General features: G+C 62.4%; 25 protein-coding genes and 1 tRNA gene. 12 read left to right on the top strand and 14 right to left on the bottom strand.

Translation table 11 applies throughout. The annotated features are described in order from the left end of the window. The first annotated feature begins 150 nt into the window (after window positions 1–150). Window positions 151–223, top strand: a tRNA-Gly gene (locus Q8L25_RS22520). 341 nt (window positions 224–564) lie between these two features. On the opposite strand, the gene Q8L25_RS22515 is transcribed toward Q8L25_RS22520, so the two are convergent. After that, the gene (locus Q8L25_RS22515; protein WP_308921526.1) at window positions 565–732 is read right to left on the bottom strand and encodes a hypothetical protein; all 168 of its coding nucleotides are present in this window, start codon (window positions 730–732) and stop codon (window positions 565–567) included. 129 nt (window positions 733–861) lie between these two features. Continuing rightward, window positions 862–2,042, bottom strand: a protein-coding gene (locus Q8L25_RS22510) for an IS3 family transposase (RefSeq protein ID WP_308920653.1) whose coding sequence is annotated in 2 segments (ribosomal slippage) — window positions 862–1,772 and window positions 1,772–2,042 — 1,182 coding nt in all. Because the reading frame shifts where the segments join, the coding sequence is not laid out codon by codon here. 66 nt (window positions 2,043–2,108) lie between these two features. Here Q8L25_RS22510 and Q8L25_RS22505 point away from each other — a divergent pair. The 3 genes from Q8L25_RS22505 (at window position 2,109) to Q8L25_RS22500 (ending at window position 3,127) form a co-directional block, all read left to right on the top strand. Next, window positions 2,109–2,501, top strand: coding sequence for a hypothetical protein (locus Q8L25_RS22505; protein WP_308921525.1), 393 nt, complete (start codon window positions 2,109–2,111; stop codon window positions 2,499–2,501). 78 nt (window positions 2,502–2,579) lie between these two features. Continuing rightward, entirely contained in the window at window positions 2,580–2,798 is a 219-nt protein-coding gene (locus Q8L25_RS31770; RefSeq protein ID WP_374694193.1) for a helix-turn-helix domain-containing protein, read from the top strand. 38 nt (window positions 2,799–2,836) lie between these two features. After that, window positions 2,837–3,127 carry a hypothetical protein gene (locus tag Q8L25_RS22500; RefSeq protein ID WP_308921524.1) on the top strand — a complete coding sequence of 97 codons (291 nt, stop codon included), beginning with the start codon at window positions 2,837–2,839 and terminating at the stop codon, window positions 3,125–3,127. Window positions 3,128–3,363: 236 nt separating this feature from the next. Here Q8L25_RS22500 and Q8L25_RS22495 read toward each other — a convergent pair whose 3' ends face one another. Continuing rightward, window positions 3,364–4,113: an SDR family oxidoreductase gene (locus Q8L25_RS22495; RefSeq protein ID WP_308921523.1), complete on the bottom strand. Its 750-nt coding sequence runs from the start codon at window positions 4,111–4,113 to the stop codon at window positions 3,364–3,366. 129 nt (window positions 4,114–4,242) lie between these two features. On the opposite strand from Q8L25_RS22495, the gene Q8L25_RS22490 reads away from it, so the two are divergent. Next, window positions 4,243–5,142 (top strand): LysR family transcriptional regulator, encoded by a 900-nt coding sequence (locus Q8L25_RS22490; protein WP_308921522.1) that lies wholly within the window; start codon window positions 4,243–4,245, stop codon window positions 5,140–5,142. Between the two features lie 16 nt (window positions 5,143–5,158). Here the strand turns inward: Q8L25_RS22490 and Q8L25_RS22485 are convergent, their stop codons facing one another. After that, window positions 5,159–6,244, bottom strand: a complete 1,086-nt coding sequence (locus tag Q8L25_RS22485; RefSeq protein ID WP_308921521.1) for a DUF1176 domain-containing protein — start codon at window positions 6,242–6,244, stop codon at window positions 5,159–5,161. 90 nt (window positions 6,245–6,334) lie between these two features. Next, window positions 6,335–7,630, bottom strand: coding sequence for a homogentisate 1,2-dioxygenase (gene hmgA / locus Q8L25_RS22480; protein ID WP_308921520.1), 1,296 nt, complete (start codon window positions 7,628–7,630; stop codon window positions 6,335–6,337). Window positions 7,631–7,750: 120 nt separating this feature from the next. Here hmgA and Q8L25_RS22475 point away from each other — a divergent pair, with 120 nt between their 5' ends. From Q8L25_RS22475 to Q8L25_RS22460, 4 genes are all read left to right on the top strand, one after another. Next, window positions 7,751–8,656 carry a LysR family transcriptional regulator gene (locus Q8L25_RS22475; RefSeq protein WP_308921519.1) on the top strand — a complete coding sequence of 302 codons (906 nt, stop codon included), beginning with the start codon at window positions 7,751–7,753 and terminating at the stop codon, window positions 8,654–8,656. Between the two features lie 45 nt (window positions 8,657–8,701). Continuing rightward, the gene (locus tag Q8L25_RS22470) at window positions 8,702–9,310 is read left to right on the top strand and encodes a glutathione S-transferase (RefSeq protein ID WP_308921518.1); all 609 of its coding nucleotides are present in this window, start codon (window positions 8,702–8,704) and stop codon (window positions 9,308–9,310) included. A 33-nt stretch (window positions 9,311–9,343) separates the two neighbouring features. Continuing rightward, window positions 9,344–10,732: an amidase gene (locus Q8L25_RS22465; protein ID WP_308921517.1), complete on the top strand. Its 1,389-nt coding sequence runs from the start codon at window positions 9,344–9,346 to the stop codon at window positions 10,730–10,732. Between the two features lie 285 nt (window positions 10,733–11,017). Next, the gene (locus Q8L25_RS22460; RefSeq protein WP_308921516.1) at window positions 11,018–13,249 is read left to right on the top strand and encodes an NADP-dependent isocitrate dehydrogenase; all 2,232 of its coding nucleotides are present in this window, start codon (window positions 11,018–11,020) and stop codon (window positions 13,247–13,249) included. 75 nt (window positions 13,250–13,324) lie between these two features. Here Q8L25_RS22460 and Q8L25_RS22455 read toward each other — a convergent pair whose 3' ends face one another. The 4 genes from Q8L25_RS22455 to Q8L25_RS22440 all read right to left on the bottom strand — a co-directional run bounded on the left by Q8L25_RS22455 (window position 13,325) and on the right by Q8L25_RS22440 (window position 16,915). Continuing rightward, a complete protein-coding gene (locus Q8L25_RS22455) occupies window positions 13,325–14,626 on the bottom strand; it encodes a diguanylate cyclase domain-containing protein (RefSeq protein ID WP_308921515.1) in 1,302 nt (433 codons plus the stop codon). A gap of 74 nt (window positions 14,627–14,700) precedes the next feature. Further along, a complete protein-coding gene (locus Q8L25_RS22450) occupies window positions 14,701–15,717 on the bottom strand; it encodes a hypothetical protein (protein WP_308921514.1) in 1,017 nt (338 codons plus the stop codon). Next, complete coding sequence (locus Q8L25_RS22445) at window positions 15,714–16,427, bottom strand: aspartyl/asparaginyl beta-hydroxylase domain-containing protein (RefSeq protein WP_308921513.1); 714 nt, start codon at window positions 16,425–16,427, stop codon at window positions 15,714–15,716. The genes Q8L25_RS22450 and Q8L25_RS22445 overlap by 4 nt, the downstream gene beginning before the upstream one ends. Next, window positions 16,424–16,915: a GNAT family N-acetyltransferase gene (locus tag Q8L25_RS22440; RefSeq protein WP_308921512.1), complete on the bottom strand. Its 492-nt coding sequence runs from the start codon at window positions 16,913–16,915 to the stop codon at window positions 16,424–16,426. Before Q8L25_RS22440 ends, Q8L25_RS22445 begins: the two co-directional genes overlap by 4 nt. Window positions 16,916–17,011: 96 nt before the next feature. On the opposite strand from Q8L25_RS22440, the gene Q8L25_RS22435 reads away from it, so the two are divergent. Beyond that, entirely contained in the window at window positions 17,012–17,323 is a 312-nt protein-coding gene (locus tag Q8L25_RS22435; protein WP_308921511.1) for a hypothetical protein, read from the top strand. After that, the gene (locus Q8L25_RS22430) at window positions 17,320–18,303 is read left to right on the top strand and encodes a class I SAM-dependent methyltransferase (protein ID WP_308921510.1); all 984 of its coding nucleotides are present in this window, start codon (window positions 17,320–17,322) and stop codon (window positions 18,301–18,303) included. The genes Q8L25_RS22435 and Q8L25_RS22430 overlap by 4 nt, the downstream gene beginning before the upstream one ends. Window positions 18,304–18,306: 3 nt before the next feature. Here the strand turns inward: Q8L25_RS22430 and Q8L25_RS22425 are convergent, their stop codons facing one another. The 3 genes from Q8L25_RS22425 to Q8L25_RS22415 form a co-directional block, all read right to left on the bottom strand. Further along, on the bottom strand, window positions 18,307–19,020 hold the full coding sequence (locus tag Q8L25_RS22425) for a tail fiber protein (RefSeq protein ID WP_308921509.1): 714 nt from the start codon (window positions 19,018–19,020) through the stop codon (window positions 18,307–18,309). Between the two features lie 105 nt (window positions 19,021–19,125). Continuing rightward, a complete protein-coding gene (locus Q8L25_RS22420; RefSeq protein WP_308921508.1) occupies window positions 19,126–19,809 on the bottom strand; it encodes a tail fiber protein in 684 nt (227 codons plus the stop codon). A 228-nt stretch (window positions 19,810–20,037) separates the two neighbouring features. Then, window positions 20,038–20,751: a tail fiber protein gene (locus tag Q8L25_RS22415; RefSeq protein ID WP_308921507.1), complete on the bottom strand. Its 714-nt coding sequence runs from the start codon at window positions 20,749–20,751 to the stop codon at window positions 20,038–20,040. A gap of 477 nt (window positions 20,752–21,228) precedes the next feature. On the opposite strand from Q8L25_RS22415, the gene Q8L25_RS22410 reads away from it, so the two are divergent. Continuing rightward, on the top strand, window positions 21,229–22,806 hold the full coding sequence (locus Q8L25_RS22410; RefSeq protein WP_308921506.1) for a hypothetical protein: 1,578 nt from the start codon (window positions 21,229–21,231) through the stop codon (window positions 22,804–22,806). Window positions 22,807–22,879: 73 nt separating this feature from the next. Here Q8L25_RS22410 and Q8L25_RS22405 read toward each other — a convergent pair whose 3' ends face one another. Together Q8L25_RS22405 and Q8L25_RS22400 are read right to left on the bottom strand one after the other, a co-directional pair. Then, window positions 22,880–24,244: an amino acid permease gene (locus tag Q8L25_RS22405; RefSeq protein ID WP_308921505.1), complete on the bottom strand. Its 1,365-nt coding sequence runs from the start codon at window positions 24,242–24,244 to the stop codon at window positions 22,880–22,882. A gap of 111 nt (window positions 24,245–24,355) precedes the next feature. Next, window positions 24,356–24,799 carry a thioesterase family protein gene (locus Q8L25_RS22400; protein WP_308921504.1) on the bottom strand — a complete coding sequence of 148 codons (444 nt, stop codon included), beginning with the start codon at window positions 24,797–24,799 and terminating at the stop codon, window positions 24,356–24,358. Window positions 24,800–24,865 lie beyond the last annotated feature (66 nt).

Raw genomic sequence — 24,865 nt, 5'->3', positions numbered from 1 at the left:
CAAGATCTGCCAACAGCTGTCGACCGGACAAAGTCTAAGCCGGGACAAAGAAGCCCGCAGGATACGCCGAGCAGGCCGCAGCGCAACAGCTGACGGACTTTGTACCTCCCGCAATTCGGCTGCAGACGCTGTAACTGGCAACCAGATTTCGCGGGCTTAGCTCAATTGTTGAGCGGAAGCCTTCCAAGCTTTCCATGCGGGTTCGATTCCCACGCCCGCTCCAGTTTCCCTTGCCCGGCACGCCGGGTTTCGCCGCCTGCTGCATCACAGCGATGATGTGGCGTGTCCATCACTGCAACCACCATCACGGCCGCCCAAGCGACTCAGCTGCGGTAAGCCTCGGGCCAGGGCGCGTTTCCCTCAAGCTAACTGTGGAGTAGGTGGATCTGCTTTGCAAGGCGAATGCGCCGAAGTGGGCTGCATGGAGGTGATAGCGAGGGCATTTCTAACGCTGCATAGCGATTAAGCCGAGAACTGTATTTCGTTTCGTACATGGAGCTCTCCAGTTGTTGTATCGAGAACCAATTCTATGAGCTTTTCGCTGCTTAAAATTTAATCAGTAGCTCAAATCAATTTTGCGTAGGTGTATTTGCCGCTAATCTGCCAGCGCGCTTCATTGGCAGGGCTTGAAGAAATGGGCGCAGTCGCCGACGTAACAAAGATCCAGACGACTTCGGCCGCGATGCGCCGCGGCGCCTGCTGGAGGCGGGCGGTGGCTTCATACCATGACATAATTCACATTCAACAACATTGGAGGTAATTATGAATTTTGGAAATATATCCCAGGACAAGTGGCAAATTTTCCGCGATCTAGCGCCAACTATGGGCCGCATTAACGCCAGAAGCGATGCAGTGTGGTGGTCAAGTAATTTCGGACACAACGATAGGTTCACGTGTTGCCATTTTCCGTTCGTAGACGGTGGGTGGCAGATTGCCCAATGCTGAATTGAGACGCTTGCAGTTGTAGAAACCGACGATGTAGTCGGTAATATCGGCTTTTGCTTCGGCATGGTTGGCATATTGGCGCTGCCACACACGCTCCATTTTCAGATTCAGGAAGAAGCGTTCTGCGACGGCGTTATCCCAACAATTCCCCTTACGGCTCATACTGCAAACGAAGCCGTGCCGCTCAAGCATCTCCTGGTACAGCGCGCTGGCATATTGACTGCCGCGATCCGAATGGACGATCAATCCCGGGGCTGGCCGCCGCTGTCCGATCGCCATGCTCAAGGCATCGCAGACCAGTTGGGCGGGCATGCTCGGCGCCATGGCCCAGCCGACCACTTTGCGTGCATACAGATCGAGAACCGTGGCCAGGTACAGCCATCCTGCGCCAGTCCGAATGTAAGTGATGTCACTGACGTAAGCGAGATTCGGTGCGGCCGGATTGAACTGCCGGTTCAACACATTGGCGGCCACCGGCAAGCCGTGCTTGCTGTCCGTTGTGTGTACGAATTTACGCTTCCAGACCGGCTTCAAGGCCGCCTGGCGCATCAGCCGGCGTACTTTGTAACGCCCGATGCGCACACCCGCGTTGGCCATGGCCGTGACCAGTCGCCGGCTTCCGTAGCTCTGATGGCTGGCCATGAATGCCGCTTTCAGATGGATGCTCGCTTTGCAGGATGCAGGCTTGGCGGTACGGTGCTGTGCCGTGTAAAAACCCGACCTGCTGACGGCCAGCAAATCACAGCTCTTCTGCACAGGCAAGGCCTCCTTTTGCAGCTGACGAATGACCGTGTAAATCATTTCATTTCGCGGGCAAAGAAGGCCGATGCCTTTTTTAAGATGGTGACGTCCTGGCGCAGTTGCTGATTTTCCTGCTCCAGTTGCCGGATCCTTTGTTGCTCGGCGGTGAGCGGTTTTCCGATGCCTGGCTGGCCGTTCTGTTCAGCACTGTATTGCGTCAACCAGCGCCGGATCGCCGTCTGGCCGATGCTCATGGTCTCGCTGACGTTTTGGACGCTCTGACCCTGTTCCTTGATCATGCGCACTACTTCCAGCTTCAAGCTGGCATCGAATACTCTTCGTTTTCTTGTTGTCATGTCTAACTCCTCAGGTGGTGTATTTTCCACCTATCGAGGTGTCCGAGCAAATTAGACCACAGCACAGTGATTAATCTGCTGATTGCCTCGTGTGTTAAGCAAAGGACCTTAAAGGAGGCGCAAATCCTTGTAAGTAAGTCAGAAACTCAGCCTGAGCTAGCTATACTTAGCACACCTTTTGGCAAGGGGCGACTCGTTCGGTCTTGGAAGATAGGCGGCAAGGAGTTGGTGGGCCTTATTATTTGCGAGCGCGTTTGCCGAGACAAGTATGACCAAACGTATTGGGAGCCGGTGTGGGCGCTGCATATTCCGCAGTTTGAGGATCCTTTTACCGGAACTGGTGACGGTAAGTTGACCATAAAGCTAAACGATAGCTTCGAAGATGATCAATGGCATGGCGTCTTTAGCGCCATCATGTCTATGACATACGGCTTAATCGAAGGGCCGGTTTTGGAGTAAGAGTGATCTTCGAAAAGTTTAGCCGCCTTATGGCGGCTTGTCATTTAGTATATCTCATTTGTAAAGCCGCGAGGGAGTATGGGGCGCAAATCGTCGCTGACAGACAAGCAGTGGGCAGCGATAGGGCAACGTCTTCTCAAGGGGGAGGCGGCACGAGCGCTTGCCAAGGAGTTCGGCGTATCCGAAGCTGCGATCAGGAAACGCTTTGGTGCGCAGACGAAACAAATAAAGACATTGCAAATCAATTGGTTGTGGCAGAGTCAGCATCTAGCGCGCTACCGATTGGTGCGCATATAAGTGCGCACACGTTGGCCGACGAGTTGAAAGAAATCTCTATGCACTTGGCCGGCGCCGCACGATATGGCGCTGCCACCTCGCACCGACTGCCCGACATCGCTCACCACAAGGCGGGCGAGATCGATGACGCCGAGCCGCTGGACGACAAAAGCCGCCTGGCACTGGGCGATATCGCCGTGTTGACCAAGATGGCCAATGGCGCTGCCGAGATCGGCCTGAACCTGCTGAAAGCCAGCAAGGAAGTGAAGCCGGACGACGACGCGCCTACGCCTGTCGGCATCACCTTCGGCGTGAAAGACGCCAAGCGCCATGACGACAATCCAGTTTGACTTAAACCTCCAGCAATAGAGCTTCCTGCAGCTGCCGCACAAGTTCAAGGCCTACGTGGCCAGGTTCGGCTCGGGCAAGACGTTTGTCGGCTGCGCTGGCATCTGTATCCACCTTTAGGAGTGGTCAGGCATCAATCAAGGCTACTTCGCGCTGATCTACTCGCCGATCCGCAACATCTTCTACCTAACTCGTCCTGGAACAAATTGATACTTTCACGGCTGCGCGCCCCGTGTCATCAAATCTGCCTCAACCCCCCATCCACAAACAACTCAATCCCATTCACAAAACTCGCATCGTCCGACGCCAGGAACACCGCCGCTTTCGCGATCTCGTCCGGGTCGCCGACACGGCCCATCGGGATCAGGGATGCCAGGTGGTCGAGGAAGACTTGCTGCTGGCCGGCGTCGTGGCCGACCAGTTCCACCAGGCCTGGAGTCTTGATCGGGCCGGGGCTGAGGGTGTTGACGCGGATATCGCGGCCTTTCAGGTCGAGGATCCAGTTGCGGGCAAATGCGCGCACGGCCGCTTTGGATGCCGCATAGACGCTGAATGCTTCGGTGCCGCCGCTTGCTGCGGTGGAGCCGGTCAGTATCACCGACGCGCCCTTGCCCAGCAGTGGCAGGGCAGTCTGCACGGTGAACAGCGTGCCTTTGACGTTGCGCGCAAAGGTGTCGTCGAAGTGCTCTTCGGTAATCTGGCCCAGCGGCAGCAGGGAGCCGCCGCCGGCGTTGGCGACCAGGACGTCGAGCTTGCCGTGTTTTTCCCTGATGCGGTCGAACAGTGCCTGCAGTTGGGCGATGTCCTTTGAGTCGACGCGGGCGCTTTCGGCCGTGCCGCCGATGGCTTGCACAGCCGCATCGAGCTCGGCCTGGCGGCGGCCGGTGATGTAGACGTGTGCGCCTTCGCTCACAAAACGTTTTGCAATGGCCAGGCCGATGCCGGTGCTGCCGCCGGTGATGACGGCTACTTTTTCTGCAAGTTTCATGCTGTTTTTCCTTGATCTGGTGAATGGGGACGGATGCAGTGTGCCTCGCGACTGCCGCCGTGATAAGACAGGCGGCGCGCATATCAGCTATGCTTCAGTAGCATGAATTGATCGCAGGGGGATGTAGAAATGGATAAATTGCTGTGGATGCAGTGCCTGGTGCGCGCTGTCGAGACGGGCAGCTTTTCGGCGGTGGCGCGCGAATTGGGCATAGGCCAGCCCAATGTCAGCCGGCATATCGCGTCGCTGGAAAAAGCGCTCGATACGCGCTTGCTGCATCGCTCGACGCGCCAGCTGGTCGCCACGCCGGAAGGGCAACGCTATTATACGCAGGCACGCCAGGCGCTCGATCTGATCGCGCAGGCCGACGCCGATGCGCGCGGCCAGCACAAGCCCCATGGCTTGCTGAGGGTGTCGTGTGCGCCGACCTTGGCCACGGAGAAAATTATCGGGGCGCTGCCGGATTTCCTCGCGCGCTATCCCGATGTCGAGGTCGAGCTTCGGCTCGGCGATGATTACATCGATCTGGTGGCGGAAGGCGTCGATATCGCCATTCGCGGCGGTGTCCTCAAGGACAGTGCGCTGCGGGCGCGCCGTGTCGGCACCTCCGAGCGGATTTGCGTGGCGAGCGCGAAGTATGTGGAAAAACATGGCGTGCCGCAGCAACCGGCAGATCTGCTGCGGCACCAGTGCCTGATCTATACCCTGATGACGGGCGCGGGCGGCTGGCCTTTCAAGAATGGCGAGGTGCAGGTGCAAGGCCGCTTGCGCCTGAACAGCCTGGAAGGCATACGCAAAGCCGTGATGCAGGACATCGGCATCGCCTATTTGCCGTCGTGGACGATTGCGGAGCAGCTGCGTAGCGGCGAGCTGCGCGCGTTGCTGAGCGAGCATGCGGCTGGGCGCACGCCGCTCAATGCGGTGTACGCCGCCGAGCGCTTGTTGCCACGGCGTGCCGCCGTGTTCATCGATTTTATCAGCGCCGTGTTTGCGGCCACGCCCGGGCTCGACGGCAACACGATAGTTTGACCGTGTTGCGCTTGTTTCAGCGCGCCTGGTTCCTGCTCCCGCTCCTGCGCACGGTCGTCACATACGTCGGCAACTCCCACGCGCCACCTGGCGCCACCAGCCGGCACATGCCCGTGGTCGATTCTTTGGTCCAGACGAATTGCTTGCCATCCCAGGTATGGATGCTCGAACTCCAGCAGTCGCCCAGGCCGCGACCTTTATGCGACGCGGAAATCTCGCCCTCGTCATAGCCGCTGGCGTCGCCGCCGGCGCTGACCGGATCAAACGGTGGCGTGGCATTGACCACCCAGAACATGCCGGATTGATTGTAGGCATAGGTCTCGCAGACCGTCGACACGACCAGCTTGGTGCGTGACAAACGGTGCACGCTAAGCTCGTTCGCTTTCTCTCCGTCTTCGGACGGGTACAGCCCTTCACAGTCTTCCCGGGAGGCCGTTTTCCGCAGTTCTTGCAACAAGGCGGCACGCTGGACGCCCGGTAATAACAGATCCTTGTCGTTGTGCTGCGGCACGGCAGCGGCGATAACGACCGGCGCGATACTGGGTTGCAGTACGCCGGTTTCTGCGTTGCCGCCTTTGCGCACCAAGGCGCCGGCGGTACCGATGCGGCCCTGGGCTTCGTCCATTTTCAACAGCACGGCGCTGGCGCCGGCGGTGGACAAGGTCCAGTCCTGCTTGCCACTTGAAAATATCACGCTCGACGACTGCAGCAGCGCCGGCAGGATGACGGCCAGCGTTGCGCCGTTCAGGGGGCTGGACTGCGCGCCAGGGACCAGGTCGATTGTCCCGAGTTTGCGTCCACCTGACTTGATCACCAGATGACTGACATTGGCGGCCAGCGCCACATCACTCTCGGCGTAGGAGCCCAGCTGGATTTTTGCACTGACCGCCTGTTTCGCGCCCGCGTCGCGCATCAGCAGCAGGGACACGGCCGGCTCGGCCCCTTCGACCTGGTAGCCGGCGGCGCGGCAGGTGCCGGTATTGTCGCAGGCCAGTTCCCAGTCCTTGTGCGAGAAACCGATGCCCGGCTTGTCGGCGGCAAGGCCGAGGCCGGGCATGGCGGATGCGCCGGTCAACAACATGATGGCCAAGCCTGTCTTCATTTCAACTCTCCTGACTGTTCGATCCGCATTATAGGATGGGATGGCCTGGACCCCGAACGACAATGGCGGACACGGAACGGGCGTCAGGGATCAAGGCTGGGCCGGATCGAAATGCTTGCCGATGCCCATCCAGCACTCGAAATAATCGGCTTGCAATTGCGGCGAGGCCAGCGCGTGGGCGGTCGGGCACAGCACGCTGCGCGTTTCGAACATGAAGGCCATGGTGTTGTCGACCTTTTGCGGCACACTGGTGTCGATGCTGCTGGCCTTGTCGAAGGTGCCCGAGTCGGGGCCGTGGCCGCTCATGCAGTTGTGCAGGCTGGCGCCGCCCGGGCGGAAACCGGCGGACTTCGCGTCGTACTGGCCGTGGATCAGGCCCATGAATTCACTGGCCACGTTGCGGTGGAACCAGGGTGGGCGGAAAGTGTCTTCGGCCACCAGCCAGCGTGGCGGGAAGATGACGAAGTCCAGCGTATCGACGCCGGGCGTGTCGCTGGGCGCCTGCAGCACCAGGAAGATCGACGGGTCGGGGTGGTCGTGGCTGATCGAACCGATGGTGTTGAAGTGGCGCAAATCGTATTTGTAGGGCGCGTAATTGCCGTGCCAGGCGACCACGTCCAGCGGCGAGTGGCCGATTTTGGCCGTCCACAGATTGCCGCAGAACTTGGCCACCAGTTCGAAGTCGCCTTCGACGTCTTCGTAGGCCGCGCACGGCGTCAGGAAGTCGCGCGGATTGGCCAGGCCGTTCGAGCCGATCGGGCCCAGGTCGGGCAGGCGCAGCAGGGCGCCGAAGTTTTCGCAGATATAGCCGTGCGCCTCACCGTCCGGCAGCAGGGCCTGGAAGCGGATGCCGCGCGGGATCACGGCGATTTCCTGCGGTTCGAGTTCGATCACGCCCAGTTCGGTGCGCAGCTGCAAGCGGCCCTGCTGCGGCACGATCAGCAGCTCGCCATCGGCCGAATAGAAGTAGCGGCCCTGCATGTCGCGGTTGGCCGCGTACAGGTGGATGGCGCAGCCCGATTGCGCCGCCGCCGAGCCGTTGCCGGCCATCGTCACCCAGCCGTCGATAAAGTCGGTGGGTTCCACAGGCATCGGCAGCGGATCCCAGCGCAGCTGGTTCGGCGGCGCCTCGACGTAGTCGAAATCGGCGGCGATGCGGCCGTTGTCCAGGCGCTGGAACGGCCGGTGCATGGCGGCCGGGCGGATGCGGTACAGCCACGAGCGGCGGTTATGGCTGCGCGGCGCGGTGAACGCCGTGCCGGACACCTGCTCGGCATACAGGCCGTAGGCGGCACGCTGCGGCGAGTTGCGGTGGGCGGGCAGGGCGCCGGGCAGGGCCTCGGTGGCGAATTCATTGGCAAAGCCGGATTGGTAGGGCGCATTCATTGTTTTTGTCTCCATTGTGATGGCAGGCCCTACTCTAGAACGTGGGATAATATTTGACGAGATAAATAGGTGAATACAGAGTATTTACAATATGAATAGTCCCCGCTTGAAAGCCTCGCCATGATCGATGTGCGCAATATCGACCTGAACCTGCTGGTGGTGTTCCACGAGGTGTACCGCGAACGCCAGATATCCAACGCGGCCAGGCGGCTGCGCCTGAGCCAGTCGGCCGTTAGCAATGCGCTGGGGCGGCTGCGGCGCACCTTCGACGACGAATTGTTCGTGCGCACGGCGCAGGGCATGCAGCCCACGCCCTATGCGCAGCTGCTGGCCGAGCCGGTGGCCGGCGCGCTGGCTACGCTGGCCGAGGCCTTCAAGCCGCCGCAGGCATTTGACGCCGCCAGCAGCGCGCGCCATTTTCGCCTGGCCATGAGCGACGTCGGCGAAGTGTATTTCATGCCGGTGCTGGTCAAAACGTTGCGCCAACTGGCGCCGCAGGTGCAGGTCAGCACCGTGCGCGCGGGCGCCATCGATATCAAGACGGAAATGGAAGCGGGCCGGGTTGACCTGGCGATCGGTGCGTTTGGCGACGTCTCGGGCGCGCTGTACCAGCGGCGCCTGTTCGAGCAGGCCTATGTGACGATGTTTCGCAAGGGCCATGCGCTGGGGCGCGGCAAGCCGACCCTGAAACGCTTCCTGGCGCTGGAACACCTGGTGGTGGCCTCGTCGGACAGCCCCTACGATAAAGTCAACGCGCTGCTGGACAAGGCCGGCGTGCGCGCCGCCACCAGTTTCCAGGTGCCGCATTTCACGGCCGTGCCGTATATCGTCAGCAGCACGGACCTGGTGGTGACGGTGCCCGAAAAGCTGGCGCAGCGCGCGGCCGCGCCGTTCAACCTGGCTTACCTGCGCCCGCCGCTGCACTTGCCTTCGCTGCAAACGAATATCTTCTGGCACCGGCGCTATACCCAGGATGCGGGCAACCAGTGGCTGCGCAATCTGCTGGCCGACACGTTCGCCGAATAGGGCGGACTGTGCATTACTATACGGTTTTGCTTATCAGGGAACACCATGGCCATCCGCGTACATCATCTGAATCAAAGCCGCTCGCAGCGCATTGTCTGGCTGCTCGAGGAACTGGGGCTGGACTATGAACTCGTGCGCTACCGGCGCGACGCCGTCACCCATTTCGCGCCGCCGGAACTGAAAGCCATCCACCCGCTGGGCAAGTCGCCGCTGCTGGAAGTGGACGGCGTGCTGATCGAAGAGTCGGGCGCCATCGTGCAATATCTGTGCGAACAGCATGGGCAGTTCCTGCCTGCGGCCGGATCGCCGCAGGCGCTGCGCCATCTGCAACTGATGCACTTTGCCGAGGGCTCGGCCATGATTCCGCTGCTGCTGCGTATTTATGTGTCACGCCTCGGCGATGGTGGCGCGCCGCTGCACGGGCGCATCGATGGCGAGGTGGTCAGCCATTTTGATTATCTGGAAAGCATCGTGCAGCCGTCCGGCTACTTTATCGGCGACAGCTTGACCGGCGCCGACATCATGCTCAGTTTCCCGGTCGGCATTGCCACCAAGCAGCCGGAAGCAACACGCTGGCCCAGGTTGCAGGCGTTTGTGCGCGCCATCGAGGCGCGCCCGGCCTGGCAGAAGGCCATGGCCATCACCGAAGGCTGATCAGGGCGCGCGATGGACAACTTCCAGAGAGACTTGAACGGTCCGGACGCCGTGGCCTTGCTGGCGGCGCTGCGCCAGGGCACATTGAGCGTGGAGCAACTGGCGCGGGCGCAGCTGGCGCGGCTGGACCAGGTGCAGCCGCAGGTCAATGGCGCGACGCATGTTTTCCGTGACGAAGCGCTGGCGCAGGCGCGCCTGCTGGATAGCGCCGGCGACAGGTCGCTGCCGCTGTTCGGCTTGCCGTGCAGCGTCAAGGAAACCTTTGCCATCGCCGGCGAGCCGCTGACGGCCGGTTCCATGCGCATGACGCCGCAAGTATCCACGCAAGACGCGCAGATCGTGCGCCGTTTGAAAGAAGCGGGCGCCATCGTGGTAGCGCGCAGCAATGTGCCGGAGTTTGCCATGACGGCCGAGAGCGTCAATCCGCGCTACGGGCGCACCCGCAATCCACTCGACGTGGATCGGGTGGCCGGTGGTTCGAGCGGTGGCGAAGGGGCGCTGGTCGGTGCGGGTGCTTCCGTGTTCGGCGTCGGCTCCGACATCCTCGGCTCGATCCGCATCCCGGCCGCCTTCTGTGGCGTGGTCGGCTTCAAGCCCCATTCCGGCGCCGTCGACCAGCGCGGCACCTGGCCGGTGGTGACCGGCAATACCCGGTCCTGGCTGGGCCTGGGACCGTTGACGCGCAGCGTGCGCGATGCGCGGCTGGTCTACGACGTGATCGCCGCGCAGCCGGTGTCTGCCGTTCCGCCCGCTGCCGGCAGGCTGGTCACGCCGGGCGGCTTTCCGCTGGCGATGCGCGAACCCTGCATGGCCGGGGCGCTGGCCGCCGCCAGGACGGCCTTGCTGGAAGAGGGCTACCGGCCGGAGGCGCAGGATTTTTCCGACGTTCCCTATTTATACAACCAGATTCCCAAGCTGATCCTCGATGATTTTTACGACGGCTGGCTGCGCTTGCTGTCGACACCCGAGGCAGGGCGCTTTTCGCCGTGGGCCGAGCTGCTGCGCCAATTGATGAAAAAGCCGACCATCGACGAAGGCTTGCTGCGCTGGATGCTGATTGCGCCGCTGATGAAGCCGCGTAGCGCGGCCAACGTCAACACGATCGCGGCGCGGTTTGCCGAGGCCCGGTCGCGCTGCCAGGCATTGCTGGGTACCGATGGCGTGATGGTCTTGCCGACCCTGGGCCTGCTGGCGCCTGCGCATGGGCAGATGAACCGGCTATCGTTGAAACCCGGTGTCAATGGCTGGTTTACCGCCCATACCCTGGGCAATTACCTGGATTTGCCGGCGATGGCGATTCCGGCCTGGAAATTTGCGGACCCTGCCACCGGCTTGCCGCCGAGCATCTCCGTGCTGTGCGCACCGGGTGCCGAAGCGCAGCTGTTTGCGGCCGCCACGCGCATCGAGGCCGCCTTGAACTGAACATGTTTTCATGTTGATATTGTCGTTATGGCATTTCAGCAGGTGAAATTTCGTTTTATTGCATGAAATTGGCGCTTGCGCACTGGCTCGGGCTTCTAATTTGCTGTCTTATATAAGATTCCTCGCCATCGGGTACACAAACGGCGGCCGGACAGTCTAAAATACGTGGTGGGCCAAGCACGGCGTCACCGCCGGTACACTAGCCGTCCAAAGCAAGGTCAACCACCCTGTGTTTGGAACGAAGAAAGTTAACCACCAAGCATCACCGCATACAAGGGACTGAACATGGCAACACAAAAATCCAAGATCATCTACACGCTGACCGATGAAGCGCCCATGCTGGCGACGTATTCCCTGCTGCCGATCATCAAGAAGTTCACTGCGCCGGCTGGCGTCGACGTTGTCGCCAGTGATATTTCGGTCGCTTCCCGCGTGCTGGCTGAGTTCCCCGAGTACCTCTCCGACGACCAGAAAGTCCCGAACACCCTGGCCGAGCTGGGCGCCCTGACGCAAAACCCCGACACCAATATCATCAAGCTGCCGAACATCAGCGCGTCGGTAGGCCAGCTGGTCTCGTGCATCCGTGAACTGCAAGGCCGCGGCTACAAGCTGCCGGACTATCCGGAAGACGCAAAAACCGACGAAGAAAAAGCGCTCAAGGCCCGCTACGGCAAGTGCGTCGGCAGCTCGGTCAATCCGGTGCTGCGCGAAGGTAACTCCGACCGCCGCGCACCGAAAGCGGTGAAAGAATTCGCCCGCAAGCACCCGCATTCGATGGGCGAGTGGAGCCAGGCATCGCGTACCCACGTGTCGCACATGCACCATGGCGACTTCTACCATGGCGAAAAATCGATGACGATCACCGCCGCGCGCGACGTCAAGATGGAACTGGTCACCAATTCCGGCAAGACCATCGTGCTGAAACCGAAGGTCTCGCTGCTGGCCGGCGAAATCATCGACAGCATGTTCATGAGCAAGAAAGCGCTGCTGGAGTTCTACGAGAAGGAAATCGACGACGCGTTCAAGACCGGCGTAATGTTCTCGCTGCACGTGAAAGCGACCATGATGAAGGTCTCGCACCCGATCGTGTTCGGCCACTGCGTGCGCATTTTCTACAAGGATGCGTTCGCGAAGCACGCCGCGCTGTTCGACGAGCTGGGCGTGAACGTCAACAACGGCATGGTCAATCTGTACGACAAGATCGAAACCCTGCCGACGTCCAAGAAAGAAGAGATCCTCAAGGACCTGCACGCCTGCCACGCGAACCGTCCGGAACTGGCGATGGTCGACTCGGCCAAGGGCATTACCAACTTCCATTCGCCGAACGACATCATCGTCGACGCGTCGATGCCGGCCATGATCCGTATTGGCGGCAAGATGTGGGGCGCCGATGGCCGTCCGAAAGACGTCAAGGCCGTGATGCCGGAATCGACTTTCGCGCGCATCTACCAGGAAATGATCGGCTTCTGCAAATGGCATGGCAACTTCGATCCGAAGACCATGGGCACCGTGCCGAACGTGGGCCTGATGGCGCAGCAAGCCGAAGAATACGGCTCGCACGACAAGACCTTCGAAGTGACGGAAGCCGGCGTGGCCAACATCACCGACATCGCCACCGGCGAAGTGCTGCTGTCGCAGAACGTGGAAGAGGGCGATATCTGGCGCATGTGCCAGGTCAAGGACGCACCGATCCGCGACTGGGTCAAGCTGGCCGTCACCCGCGCGCGCAACTCGGGCATGCCTGCCGTGTTCTGGCTCGACACCTACCGTCCGCATGAAAACGAAGTCATCAAGAAGGTGCAAACCTACCTGAAAGACCACGATACCAGCGGCCTCGACATCCAGATCATGTCGCAGACGCGCGCCATGCGCTACACGCTGGAACGCGTTGCCCGCGGCCTGGACACCATCTCGGTCACCGGCAACATCCTGCGCGACTACCTGACCGACCTGTTCCCGATCCTGGAACTGGGCACCTCGGCCAAGATGCTGTCGATCGTGCCGCTGATGGCCGGTGGCGGCATGTACGAAACGGGCGCCGGCGGTTCGGCACCGAAGCACGTCAAGCAGCTGGTGGAAGAAAATCACCTGCGCTGGGATTCGCTGGGCGAGTTCCTGGCGCTGGCCGTGTCGCTGGAAGACATGGGCATCAAGACCGGCAACGACAAGGCGAAAATCCTGGCCAAGACGCTGGACGAAGCGACCGGCAAGCTGCTGGACAACAACAAGTCGCCATCGCCACGTACCGGCGAGCTGGACAACCGCGGCAGCCATTTCTACCTGTCGCTGTACTGGGCGCAGGCACTGGCTGCGCAGAACGACGACGCCGAACTGAAAGCCCATTTCACGCCATTGGCCACCGCCCTGAGCGAAAATGAGACGAAGATCGTCGAAGAACTGCTGGCGGCGCAAGGCGTGGCCACCGATATCGGCGGCTACTATATGCCTGATCCGGCAAAAACCGATGCCGTCATGCGTCCGAGCGCCACCTTGAACACGGTGCTGGGCAGCATCTGATCGCGTAACAGGAAGGTGCGGCGCGCAGGCAGGCGCCGCATCGCGAAGCCGCCGGGAGAGATCCCGGCGGCTTTTTTATTGCTTGAACACCTGAGCCTTGGCCACATACATGGCCTGGTCGGCGTGGCGCAGCAGCAGCTGGGTGCTGTCGCCATGCTCGGGATAATGCGCGCTGCCGATGCTGGCGGCGGTGCGCAGGCAGCGGCCGTTATCGAGCGCGAAGTCGAGCGCCAGCGCCGCGTGGATTTTCTGCTCGACCAGCAAGACGTCGGCGCCCTGCGCATTGTTTTCCAGTAGCACCACGAATTCGTCGCCGCCCAGGCGCGCCAGGGTGTCGCTCTCGCGCAGGCATTGTTTGAGCCGCCTGGCCACCGCCTGCAGCAGCAGGTCGCCGCAGGCATGGCCGTGCTCGTCATTGACCCGCTTGAATCCGTCGAGGTCCAGGAACAGCAGCGACAGCCGTTCCTGCTTGCGCTGGGCACGCGCAAAAGCCGTTTGCAAACGGTCATGGAACAGGCGGCGGTTCGGCAGGCCGGTCAGTTCGTCGTGCATGGCCATGAACTGCATGTGGGCGTGCAGCTGCTTGCGTTCGATGACGGTGGCGATCTGCTTGGCAACGAACTGCAGCAGTTCCTGGTCCTGTTCCGTGTAGCTGCCGGCATCGCTGCCGCCATGCAGCAGCAGCGCGCCGATGGTGCGCCGCGCCGTGGTCAGCGGCACGGCCAGCCAGTGCCCGTGCTCGCCGGCGGTCCCGGGGCCGGGCCGTAGCGGCTGGCCACCGGCCAGCACCTCGCCGGCCAGCAGGCGCGGCAGGTCGCACGGTGGGGCGGTCTGCCGCTCATCGGCACGCGAGGCGAACTCTTCCGGCTGGTCCTGCTGGTCCAGCAAGGTCATGTACAAGCCGGCGGCCGGCAGCAGTTCGCCGAGGATCTGGTGGATGTGGCGAAACAGGGTCGCCAGGTCTTCGGAGGCATGGGCCGCTTCGGAGATCGCATACAGCGCCGCCTGCTTCTGGCGTGCCTGCTTCAGTACGGTGATGTCGCGCGCCACCGCCACGCGCAGCTGGTCGGCTTCGGACCAGCGCGCCGACCACATGATATGCGCCAGGCTGCCATCCTTGCGGATGTAGCGGTTTTCGAAATGCGCGTGGGCGTTGCCATCCATGATGGCGCGCGCCGCCGCCATGGTGCGCTGGCGGTCGGCCGGCGCCACCAGATCGAGCATGACCATGCCGATCATTTCCCGCTGGGTGTAGCCAAAGATGCGTTCACAGGCGGCGCTGACAAACACAAAGCGCCCGTCCTTGTCGACCATGCAAATGGCATCAAGCAGCAAATCGGCAAAGCTGGCCATCGGGGCGCGAATGAGGGGTTCCATCAGCGCATTCTAATGGACATTTCATCGCCGCACAGAAAATGTTCATTGTGGAAATAATTGAAATATTTATATTTTCACAGCGCCTCGATCTCCAGGCGCCGCTGCTCCAGCGCCTCGTAGCCAGGCGCAATCTGTGCCGCCAGCTGCGCCAGCCGTTCTTCCTGCGGCGGGCGCGCATCGCCGCGGTAGGCATTGCCGGTGTATTTGGAGTGAAACTGCGAGCGCTGCCGCATCGCTTCCAGCTGCGCCGGTGTGCAGTCGATCTTCAAGCTGGCCAGCAGGTCCGAAAAGACGATACCGGGCAACTGGCTGTAGTTGACCAGCCTGATCCGTCCGGCGGCCGCATGGGCCAGGGCTGCCGTGTAAAAACTGTCCAGCACCAGGCCGGTATATGCATCGAGGTCGCCGGGGGCGGTGGCGTGTGCCGGCAAGGGCAGCAAGGCGGGGTGGATCAGGCCAGGCACCATCTGCGGGCCGCGCTGGCGCTGGTGCGAGGCCAGCACCGCCTGCGGCGCGCGGTACAGGAACAAACAGGGCGTCTCGGGGAAGGCTGCGCGCAGCAGTTCCAGGCTGTGGATGTGCCAGCAGTCGAACTTGATGACAAAGTGCTTTTCCTGCCCGGTACGGCGCTGGCCCATGGCCCGCATGACCTGGCGCAGCAGGGCGACGGTGCCGTCAGGCGCGCCCTGGTCGTGGTGCAGGCGCAGCACGGAGTCGATAATGGGTGGCTCGGACATGACGATGCATTGCGGCAGCGACGCCAGCAATTGCGTCAGCAGGGTCGAGCCGCAGCGCGAGACGTGGAAGATAAAGGCGTCCGGCGTCGGCACGCCGTTGAACTGATCGAGTGCCGTGGCCGGCGTATGGCAGACGCGGCGTGCGTCGCGCTGCTGGCGCGCCAGGGTGTTTTCAAAGAAGGAATCGGTGAAGGCGATATCGGCCATGTCGCGCCAGGCCAGCGTCACTTCGCCATCAACAATACCGGCCGTCAGCGGGAACCAGTGGCGCAGGTCCATGCCCGGCTGCCATGCGACTTGTTCGCCCTTGGTCAGCTGGCGCTCCTGCACCGCAAAGCCGTTGTGCGGGTTCATGCGGCCACCCCGCGGTAAATCGCGCCCAGGCGCTCTGCCTGCGCCAGCACGGCCGGCTCGCCGGTGGCGCGCAGGCTGGCGATAATGTGCTGCACATTGCCGTCGTTGATGCTGGCGTCGCCATACTTGGGCGTCGCCTTCGGCACGAAGCCGGCGCTGGCGAACAAGCGTTGCAGCCAGTCGTTGGTGACGCAGTCGATCACCAGGTGCACGCGTGGCGCCGCACCACGGTTTTCCACGGCGTGGCGGCAGCTGGCATCCATGTACCAGGCATGGCCGGCGCTGAAATGCACTTGCTCGCCATCGATGCGGAACAGCACCTGCGGCGAGGTCCTGATCGGGATATGGATGCGCGTCACGCCGTCGACCAGCGCGGTGCCGGGGTCGCGGTGTTCGCGGATCACGGCGCCGGCTTCGAGCGCCATCAGGCGCGCGGCGCCGATCTCGCAGTCAAAACTGGCAATCACCTGCCGCAGATACGGGCAGTGCGCCAGGTGCGGCGTGTCGGCATATGCCACGTCGTCGAGCGACATGATGTGGCGCGCGTCGCCGCCGGCCGAACGCAGCGGCAGCACGCTCCAGCCATTTTCATAGGCGCCCGTATTGAAATGCGCGAGCCAGTCGGTGGCGTGGAAGCGGGCAATTTCCTGCTGCATGCGCGCCACGTCGAACAGCAAAGGCAGGCGCAGATGCGTGCTGGGCGCGGTCATGGCGCACTCCAGCGCAGCTGTTGCTGGATCGGGTCTTCGCCGTCGGCCACGAAACCGAGCCGCGCATACAGGCGGCGCGCGGCCAGGTTGGCGTGATTGACGCCCAGGCTGACGGTGCATCCCTGCGTTGCGGCATGCGCCTGCAGGCCGGCCAGCACGGCGCTGCCCGCGCCCTGGCCCTGCGCCTGCGGCAGCAGCGTGATGTCGACCACGCGCAGCGCCTGTTCGGCGGGGTTGACAATCAGCCGGCCGATCGGCGCGCCGTCGCGTTCGATCATCAGGTGGCGCGCCTGCGGATAGGACTGGCGGTAGCCCTGATCGTGCATGCGCTGCTGCATGGCGATCAGCTGGTCGATGAAGTCGGCTTCGGCTTGCATCTGCAGCAAGTCGCCGCGGCTGCTGCGGTACAGCGTGCGCACAAAAGCCTGGTCGCTTTCGCTGGCGACATCGAGCTCGCGCAAGTTGAAAGGGGAGGATAAGGAATACACCGGCGCTCCAAAAAAAGGGGTGGTTCAAATGGCTATCTATTTGCTATGCTGCCAATGTTTACGCCGTCTTGCAATCACATTTACAGGATTTCCCCTATGAACATCACTCTTGAACTGGTCGCTCCTCTGGTCGACAGCGTCTTCATGGCCCATACCGCCGCCGGCGTGCTTCCCTTGATCCTGACCGAAGCGAAGGAACTGCCGCGGCGCGGCTTGCCGGAGCAGTTCCGTACGCCGCTGAGCATGATCTTCGCGGGCCCGGCCGAACTGGTACTGTCAGACGGCAATTACACCCTCGATCACGAACAGCTGGGCCGGCTGGAGCTGTACTTGTGGCCGATCTCGGCGCCGTTGCCGGCCAGACCCAGCGAGATCGGCAAGCAGTGCTACCAGGTATCGCTGTCGTGAGCGGCGTTGATCGCGCCGCCGAGCAGGCGGAGCTGGCGCAGATCGCCCGCGCCATCGCCGATCCGGCGCGTCCGCTGGCCTCGCTGATCGGCGAAACCGGACAGCTGCGCGCCTTTGTCGAGCGCCACTCGCAGCTGTCGATGGCGGGCTCGGACCGCATGACCGAGGGTGAAAGCACCTTGCCCAGCGGTTGGGCGATTTCACCGGTGCAAGCGGCGCTGTGCGCGCGCGAACCGCTGCGCAGCGCCGCCTTCATCCAGGGCCTGGCGGCGGCCATCCACGCCGCGTCCACGCCGCAGCGGCCGGTATCGGTGCTGTATGCGGGCTGCGGCCCGTTTGCCTTGCTGGCCCTGCCGCTAATGGCGATTTTTTCGCCCTTGCAGGTACAGTTCACCATCCTCGAGGTGCACCAGGAAGCGCTCGACTATGCGCGCGCGCTGATCGAAGAGCTCGGTTATGGCGCGCACGTGGCGGCATTCGTCTGCGCCGACGCCGCGACCTGGCGCATCGCGCCCGATGCGATGCCGGACGTGATCGTCAGCGAGACCATGAATACGGCACTGGGCAAGGAACCGCAGGTGGCCATCATGCGCAATCTGTTCGTACAGGCGCCGCAGGCGGCACTGGTGCCTGCCGCCATCGCGGTGCATCTGGGCCAGCCGGGACGCGCCATGGACGAGCCGTGCGCCGACTGGGGCCGCATCTTTGAAGTGAATGCCGCCAGTATCCTGGCGTGGCAAGGACAGCAGGGCGGTTCCCTGCCGGCCGCCAGCATCCGCCTGCCGGCGCAGCTGGCGCGCGCGCCGAAACTGCTGACGCGCATCCAGGTGCATGGCCAGATCGTGCTGCACGATTATGACTGCAGCCTGAACTTGCCGCTGCACCTGCCGGGCAAGCCGCAACTGACGGGATCGGAAACGCTGGCTTTTTCCTATCAGCTGGGCAGCACGCCGGGCCTGGCGTGCGAGGTATTGCGCTGATGCTTAATTGCGCATCGGGAAGATGCCTTCGACGGCGATCAGGTAATTCATCGCCAGGAAGGGCGGCGTCGGCGCGCTCTGCGCCGTCAGCGTGACCGGCGCGATGATCGGCGTGCCGCTGCCGGTGATGGCGTTGGTGACGGCCGGGTTGAAGCTGACCTGTCCGCTGGCCTTGGCCAGGGTGACGCTGCCGTTGGTGCCCAGTGCAGGCAGGTACATATTGGTGACCGCAGCGCTTGACGATGCGGCGGTGGCCAGGTAGCCGCCGGCCGTTGGCGCGGGGTCGGTGGCCTCGTCCAGGGCCGCCTTCAAGGTAACGTCGACCGTCGACGAGCCGCTCGACACGGTGGCCGCGTGGGTGTGTGCCGGCATATTGTTGACCGTCAGCGTGATGTTGGCTGCGCCGGTGCTGGCCAGCCGCACGTTGGCGCCCAGCGTGTCGCCATTTTGCGCCGCCCGCGTCGGTGCGCCTGCACTATTGACCGGCGCGGTGACGATGCGGTCAGGCGCGACCGTGTTGTTCAGCGCCACCGGAATGCGGCCACGCAAGTCGGGCAGGGCGAAGGTGGTCTTGCCGTCGCCGCCGAATTGCACGCCCAGCAGCGCGTACAGCACGTTGTTGGTGCTGATGTTGAGTATCTGGCCATTGCAAAACATCCAGCCCTTCGGTGCGAAAGGGAATGCCGCCAGCATGATGGTGCCGATAAGTGGATCCATATTGTCTCTGGTGAAGTGAGGAGTAGGTCAGATGGGTAGGTGAAACAGCTGCGAGCGCTGCGAACCGGGGCGCGCCTTGTGCGCCCCGAATCGTGCCACAGGGGTTTAGTTGCGGCTAGGGAAAATGCCGTTGATGCAGATGATGTACTGTATCGTCTGGAACGGCGGCACGGTGGGCACGCTACCGTTGGTGGTGGTGGTGACCGCTGCCACCACGGGGGCGCCGCCGCCGGTATTGCCAACCGTGACGGTGCCGCTGCCGCCGCCGCCGGACACGGTCGCCGTGGCGGCATTGAGCTTGGTCAGCGTGCCGCCTTCGGCATACAGGAACGGCGGGCTGCTGCCATCGCTGGCGCCGGCGGCCAGGTAGCCGCTGTTCAGCGGTGCCGCTGACGTGGCATCGGTGGTGCTGACATTGATGTCGACGGTGATGGGCGCGCCACCGCTACCGGCCGTAAACGTCGCGGAATGGTTGTGGGCCGGCAGGTTGGCGACGGTCAGGGTGGCGGTGGCGGAGCCGGTGCCTGGCGCGACGAACGTGCTGGACACGGTGCCGCCGGCGGCGCCATTGCCGCCCGGAATGCGGCTCGCCATGCCGGCCTGATTCTGGCCCACGGCGACGCGGCCGCGCAAATCGGGCAAGCCGAAGGTGTTGATGCCGTCGCCGCCATATTGCGTGCCGAGCAATGCAAACAGGGCCGCGTTGTTATTAACGTTCAGCAGCTGGCCATTGCATGTCATCCAGCCGCGTGGTGGAAAAGCAAAGCCTACGCCAAGAATGGTACCCATAAATGCATCCATGTTTGCTGCCTTTCAAATGAGAACTTCAATATTATGTCGCCGGGACCGCCAGGCTGGTCCGGATGAAACGCATCCAGCCTGGGCATATTAAGTCGGTTTTAAAAACATGAGGCCGAATTTGCACTACGGTGTTATTTTTAAAAAGACAATATACCGCCACATCGTAAAAATATAAACGATAATAATCATATGGCCGACGCCGCATGCGCCCCGTTATCAGTTGCGTTGCGGGAAAACTCCCTCCACGGCGATGATGTACTGCATGGCCAGGAAGGGCGGCGTTGGCGCGTTTTGCGCCGTCAGCGTGATGGGCGCGGCGACCGGTACGCCGCTGCCGGTGCTGGCGTTGGTGACGGTCGGGTTGAAGCTGACTTGTCCGCTTGCCTTGGCCAGGGTTACGCTGCCGTTGCTGCCCAGCGCCGGCAGGTACATATTGGTGACAGCAGCGCTGGACGATGCGGCGGTGGCCAGGTAGCCGCCGGCCGTCGGCGCGGGGTCGGTGGCTTCATCGAGCGAGGCGGTCAGGGTCACGTCGACTGTCGACGAACCGCTCGACACGGTAGCGGCGTGGGTGTGTGCCGGCAGATTGTTGACCGTCAGCGCGAAGCTGATGCCGCCGGTGCTGACCAGGCGCACATTGGCGCCCAGGGTGTCGCCCACCACGCCTGGCCTGGTCGGTTGGCCCTGCGCATTGACGGGGGCGGTAACGATACGGTCGGGCGCGACGGTGTTGTTGACCGCCACCGGGATGCGTCCGCGCAAGTCGGGCAGGTTGAAGGTGGTCTGGCCATTGCCGCCAAACTGTATGCCGAGCAGTGCGTACAGCGCGGCATTGGTTTGAATATTGAGGGTCTGGCCATTGCAGAACATCCAGCCTTGCGGTGCAAAGGTGTAGGGACACAAGATGACACTACCTAAAATCGGATCCATGCGTGTACTCTTTCAATTGACGGGAATGAAAAGACAGGCGGCGCGACCACGCCGCTGGGGGGGGGATGTTGAAGCTTCTGCATGCAAGGATCAGCCTGCCGTAAGCTGAAAAGAAAAGTCCGCATGGATTATGCTGGCGGCATAGGCTTGCATGTTCTTCCTTTCGGATATGGAATACGGCTGTCTCGCTGCCGATTAAGCCGGCGCGGCATGGAGTGGATATATTAATTCAAAATTTTAAAAATATCTATTAATTATCGCTGCCATATTATTATTGAAAAACATGCAACCGAATCGATCGCCGGCGCTTGTGCAAAACCGGGGATAATAATAAAATGGCACGCGAACGGGACTCATGTTTTGGCGTGGCCGGTCGTTATAGCTGTGACTGCTTTGCATGCGCGTGCCTGCCTGGCGGTAAATCATTGTCAAAAACTGAAGCTTGTCAGTTTTATCCATGCACCCATTATGACGGCCATGACTTCTGTTTCCTCCATCGCAAGCTGGAATGCCAGCACCCTGCGCAGTACCGCCACGCCCCCCGCCAGCCGCGAGGAGGCTTCTTCCTTGCCAGTCTCCACGTCTTCCGGCACGTCTTCCACCATTATTGCGCTCGGCGCCGCCGCTGCCCAGGGCCTTGCCCAGGCCGTTGCGGCGCCGCTGCAGTGGGAACGCGCCTCACGCGACCAGGTCAGCGAGCTGATGGCGAAAAACTTCGCGGCCGGTTCCAGCGCGGGGCGCTTCAGCGGCCTCGGTGCCGCCCTGCTCGACCAGTTGAAGGGCGGCGTGACGCAGTTGTCGCAAACGGCGCAGCGTGCACCAAACGGCGCGCAGGCCGCTACCTACGCCGGCATCGCCACTGGCGTCTCGGGCGCCTTGCACGGCATGGGCGACGACAAGTTCAGCCTGGGCATCACCACCAACAGCGGGGTCCAAGTGAGACTGTCGCTCGACAGCGATGGCGATGCCCTGGCCGTGCAGATGACGGCCAGCGGCGAATTGACTGACGCTGAAACGCGGGCGCTGGGCCAGTTGTCGAAAGCCTTCCAGGAAGCGATCGACGGCATGGCGCAGGACCCGCCCCAGCTCAAGCTGGCGGGCCTGATGCAGTTCGATGCGAAGCAGCTGGCCTCGCTCGACCTGCGCGCCAGGGTGGGTCTCGATACCCAGCCGCCCAGCGTGCAGACCTTGTCGTTCCAGGCGGACGCCACCCAGCGCAAGGTCGCGTTCAGCGGCGCGGCCGGCAGCCTGGACGTAAAAGTTGACGCCAGCCAGGCGGCCAGCCTGGGCGGACCAGAACAGCAGGCACGCGCCATGAAAAGCTACATGAGCCAGTTCGACCAGGCGGCCACGCGTGGCCATGCCGACGGTGCCTTGATGAGTTTGTTCAAGGAGACCTTCAGCGCCTTGCACACCACTGTCGGCGATGCAGCGCAGCTGAGCCTGGGCGGCGCCACGCCCGGCAAATGGCAGCTGGCCGCGCAAGACCAGGCCATGCTGACGGGCCTGGCCGATTTTTCGGCGTCCGTATTGCAAACGCCGAAGATGGAGAATCCGATGCGCCTGTCCGAGCAGGATGCGTTCCACTACGAAGTGGGGCAGAGCACCAGCATCGCCGGGCGCAGTATCGATGACCGCGCGATATCGCAGAAGCAGACCTCCAGCCTGAGCGCCAGCTTCCATATGCCGCTGGTGGCCGGCACCTCGCTGCGTTTGACCACCGCCGCCGAGTCGCAGAACTATAGCTACCACCAGATCGACGACAGCGCCCGCAGCGAGGCCAATATATCTTACCGGGACGGCAAGCTGGCCAAGGCCACGCTCGAACAGTCGTCCAGCCAGTCCACGCGCGTGCAGCGCTACGAAATGGGCAAGCTGAAGTCGGATCTGACCAATCCGAGCGTCCATTCTCTGACGCGCGACCTGGTGGCCAGCCTGGCGCCGTACCAGGCCGGCGAGACACAGCTGAACCTTGAGCAGAAGGCGCAGCAGCGCACGCAGAGGCTGTTTGAATTGAGTGGCGATGTATTGCTGAAGGCCGATGCCGGCAGGTAGTCTGTCCGCGCACCATGAAAAAGAGCCCGTCCTGCTGCCAGGACGGGCTCTTTTCATTTGCGGCCAGGTAAGGTCAGGCCTTGGCCTTGCTTTGTCGTATCCAGTAACCGATGCCCAGCGCCCCGAGCCAGACGGGAATCAGGTACACGGAAATGCGCAGGCCCGGGGTCAGGAACATGATCACCAGGATGCCGGCCAAAAACGCCAGGCACAGGTAGTTGGTGAATGGATAGCCCAGGCTCCGGAACAGGGTGGTCTTGCCTTCGATTTTCTTTTGTGCGCGAAAGCGCAGATGGATCCAGCTGATCATGGCCCAGTTGATGATCAGGGCCGACACCACCAGCCCCATCAGCACTTCGAACGCTTCGCCGGGCATGAAATAATTGACCACCACGCAGATGCCGGTGGCCAGCGCCGACACGCCCAGCGCCACCAGCGGCACGCCGCGGCGGTTCAGGTGCAACAGCGCGCGCGGCGCATTGCCCTGTTTCGCCAGGCCGAACAGCATGCGCGTGTTGCAGTAGACGCCGCTGTTATAGACGGACAGCGCGGCCGTCAGCACCACCACGTTCAGGGCGGTGGCCACCAGGTTGCTGTCGAGTGCGTGGAAGATCAGCACGAAGGGGCTGCCGCCGGTAACCACGTTCTGCCACGGGTACAGCGACAGCAAAATGCCCAGCGCGCCGATATAAAAGATCAAGATGCGGTAGATGGCCTGGTTGGTGGCGCGCGGAATGGTGGTGCTGGGATCGTCCGCTTCGGCCGCCGTGATGCCGACCAGCTCCAGCCCGCCAAACGAGAACATGATCACGGCCATCGCCATGACCAGGCCTTGCCAGCCGTTCGGGAAAAAGCCGCCGTGCTGCCACAGGTTGGCCACCGAGGCCTGCGGTCCGGCGTCGCCGGACGCCAGCAGGTAGGCGCCGAAGACGATCATGCCGATGATGGCCACCACCTTGATCAGCGCGAACCAGAATTCCATCTCGCCGAAGGCCTTGACGTTCAACAGGCTGATGGCATTGATCACGCAAAAGAACACCAGCGCCGAGACCCAGGTCGGCACGCCCGGCCACCAGTACTGCACATAGATGCCGACGGCCGTCAGTTCGGCCATGCTGACCAGCACATACAGCACCCAGTAATTCCAGCCCGACAGAAAGCCGGGCAGGTGGCCGCAGTATTTGTCGGCAAAGTAGCTGAAGGAGCCGGCCACCGGTTCATCGACCACCATCTCGCCCAGCTGGCGCATGATCAGGAAGGCGATCACGCCGGCGATGCCGTAGCCGAGCAGCACGGACGGCCCCGCCATCTTGATGGTTTGCGCGATGCCCAGGAACAGGCCGGTGCCGATCGCGCCGCCCAGGGCGATCAGCTGGATATGGCGGCTTTTCAGCCCGCGCTTGAGTTCTGTCGCTTCCGTATTACCGACTGCCGTCATCTTGTTTTATCCTGTTTTCATGGGTGGGCAAGGCCAGTGATTCTAATGCATGAAACGCATGAACAGCAGGGAAAAACATGTTGCATTGCGGGGTGGCAAGCCGCACCAGGTTCAGGCGGACCTGCTGGCGACGATGGCCGGCTCGTAGACGGCCAGGAACTCGGCCGGCAAACGGCGCGCGCGGCCACTACCGAGTTCGATGCATACCAGTTCCCAGCGCCCGCGCACCACGGTGGCGCCGTCGCTGTCGCGGATCAGCTGGAAGCGCCGTTCCATGCTGGAACGTCCATCGCTGGCGCACAGCCAGGTGGCCAGGCGCAAGGCTTCGCCTTCTCGCGTGGGCAGCAGATAATCGTATTCGCCACGGCGGATCGCCATGGCCCGGTCGAGACGGCGGTAGTCCTCCAGGTCCAGTCCCAGCGCTTTCGAATGGTGCCAGGCGGCGTGTTCGCACCAGCGCACGTACACGGCGTTATTGGTGTGCTGCAAGCCGTCGATATCGCCGGCTTGCGGCGTGACGGGCACGATGTGCGGCTGCGGATAATCCCAGTTCACTGGCGTCCTTCAGGGTGGCGATCAGCGATTGTACTGTCCGGCACGGGTCACAATCACGATTTTTCA

Origin of the sequence: Janthinobacterium sp. J1-1, assembly GCF_030944405.1 — a bacterium.
Classification (GTDB): Bacteria; Pseudomonadota; Gammaproteobacteria; order Burkholderiales; family Burkholderiaceae_D; genus Janthinobacterium.
Note: the sequence above shows the minus strand (reverse complement) of the source record. Positions and strands in the feature narration are given on the sequence as shown.

Excerpts from the sequence above, each read along its gene's own strand:
- Q8L25_RS22515 (WP_308921526.1), bottom strand. The coding sequence starts at position 732 with ATGTCATGGTATGAAGCCACCGCCCGCCTCCAGCAGGCGCCGCGGCGC.
- Q8L25_RS31770 (WP_374694193.1), top strand. The coding sequence starts at position 2,580 with ATGGGGCGCAAATCGTCGCTGACAGACAAGCAGTGGGCAGCGATAGGG.
- Q8L25_RS22500 (WP_308921524.1), top strand. The coding sequence starts at position 2,837 with ATGCACTTGGCCGGCGCCGCACGATATGGCGCTGCCACCTCGCACCGA.
- Q8L25_RS22495 (WP_308921523.1), bottom strand. The coding sequence starts at position 4,113 with ATGAAACTTGCAGAAAAAGTAGCCGTCATCACCGGCGGCAGCACCGGC.
- Q8L25_RS22490 (WP_308921522.1), top strand. The coding sequence starts at position 4,243 with ATGGATAAATTGCTGTGGATGCAGTGCCTGGTGCGCGCTGTCGAGACG.
- Q8L25_RS22485 (WP_308921521.1), bottom strand. The coding sequence starts at position 6,244 with ATGAAGACAGGCTTGGCCATCATGTTGTTGACCGGCGCATCCGCCATG.
- hmgA (WP_308921520.1), bottom strand. The coding sequence starts at position 7,630 with ATGAATGCGCCCTACCAATCCGGCTTTGCCAATGAATTCGCCACCGAG.
- Q8L25_RS22475 (WP_308921519.1), top strand. The coding sequence starts at position 7,751 with ATGATCGATGTGCGCAATATCGACCTGAACCTGCTGGTGGTGTTCCAC.
- Q8L25_RS22470 (WP_308921518.1), top strand. The coding sequence starts at position 8,702 with ATGGCCATCCGCGTACATCATCTGAATCAAAGCCGCTCGCAGCGCATT.
- Q8L25_RS22460 (WP_308921516.1), top strand. The coding sequence starts at position 11,018 with ATGGCAACACAAAAATCCAAGATCATCTACACGCTGACCGATGAAGCG.
- Q8L25_RS22455 (WP_308921515.1), bottom strand. The coding sequence starts at position 14,626 with ATGGAACCCCTCATTCGCGCCCCGATGGCCAGCTTTGCCGATTTGCTG.
- Q8L25_RS22450 (WP_308921514.1), bottom strand. The coding sequence starts at position 15,717 with ATGAACCCGCACAACGGCTTTGCGGTGCAGGAGCGCCAGCTGACCAAG.
- Q8L25_RS22445 (WP_308921513.1), bottom strand. The coding sequence starts at position 16,427 with ATGACCGCGCCCAGCACGCATCTGCGCCTGCCTTTGCTGTTCGACGTG.
- Q8L25_RS22435 (WP_308921511.1), top strand. The coding sequence starts at position 17,012 with ATGAACATCACTCTTGAACTGGTCGCTCCTCTGGTCGACAGCGTCTTC.
- Q8L25_RS22425 (WP_308921509.1), bottom strand. The coding sequence starts at position 19,020 with ATGGATCCACTTATCGGCACCATCATGCTGGCGGCATTCCCTTTCGCA.
- Q8L25_RS22420 (WP_308921508.1), bottom strand. The coding sequence starts at position 19,809 with ATGGGTACCATTCTTGGCGTAGGCTTTGCTTTTCCACCACGCGGCTGG.
- Q8L25_RS22415 (WP_308921507.1), bottom strand. The coding sequence starts at position 20,751 with ATGGATCCGATTTTAGGTAGTGTCATCTTGTGTCCCTACACCTTTGCA.
- Q8L25_RS22410 (WP_308921506.1), top strand. The coding sequence starts at position 21,229 with ATGACTTCTGTTTCCTCCATCGCAAGCTGGAATGCCAGCACCCTGCGC.
- Q8L25_RS22405 (WP_308921505.1), bottom strand. The coding sequence starts at position 24,244 with ATGACGGCAGTCGGTAATACGGAAGCGACAGAACTCAAGCGCGGGCTG.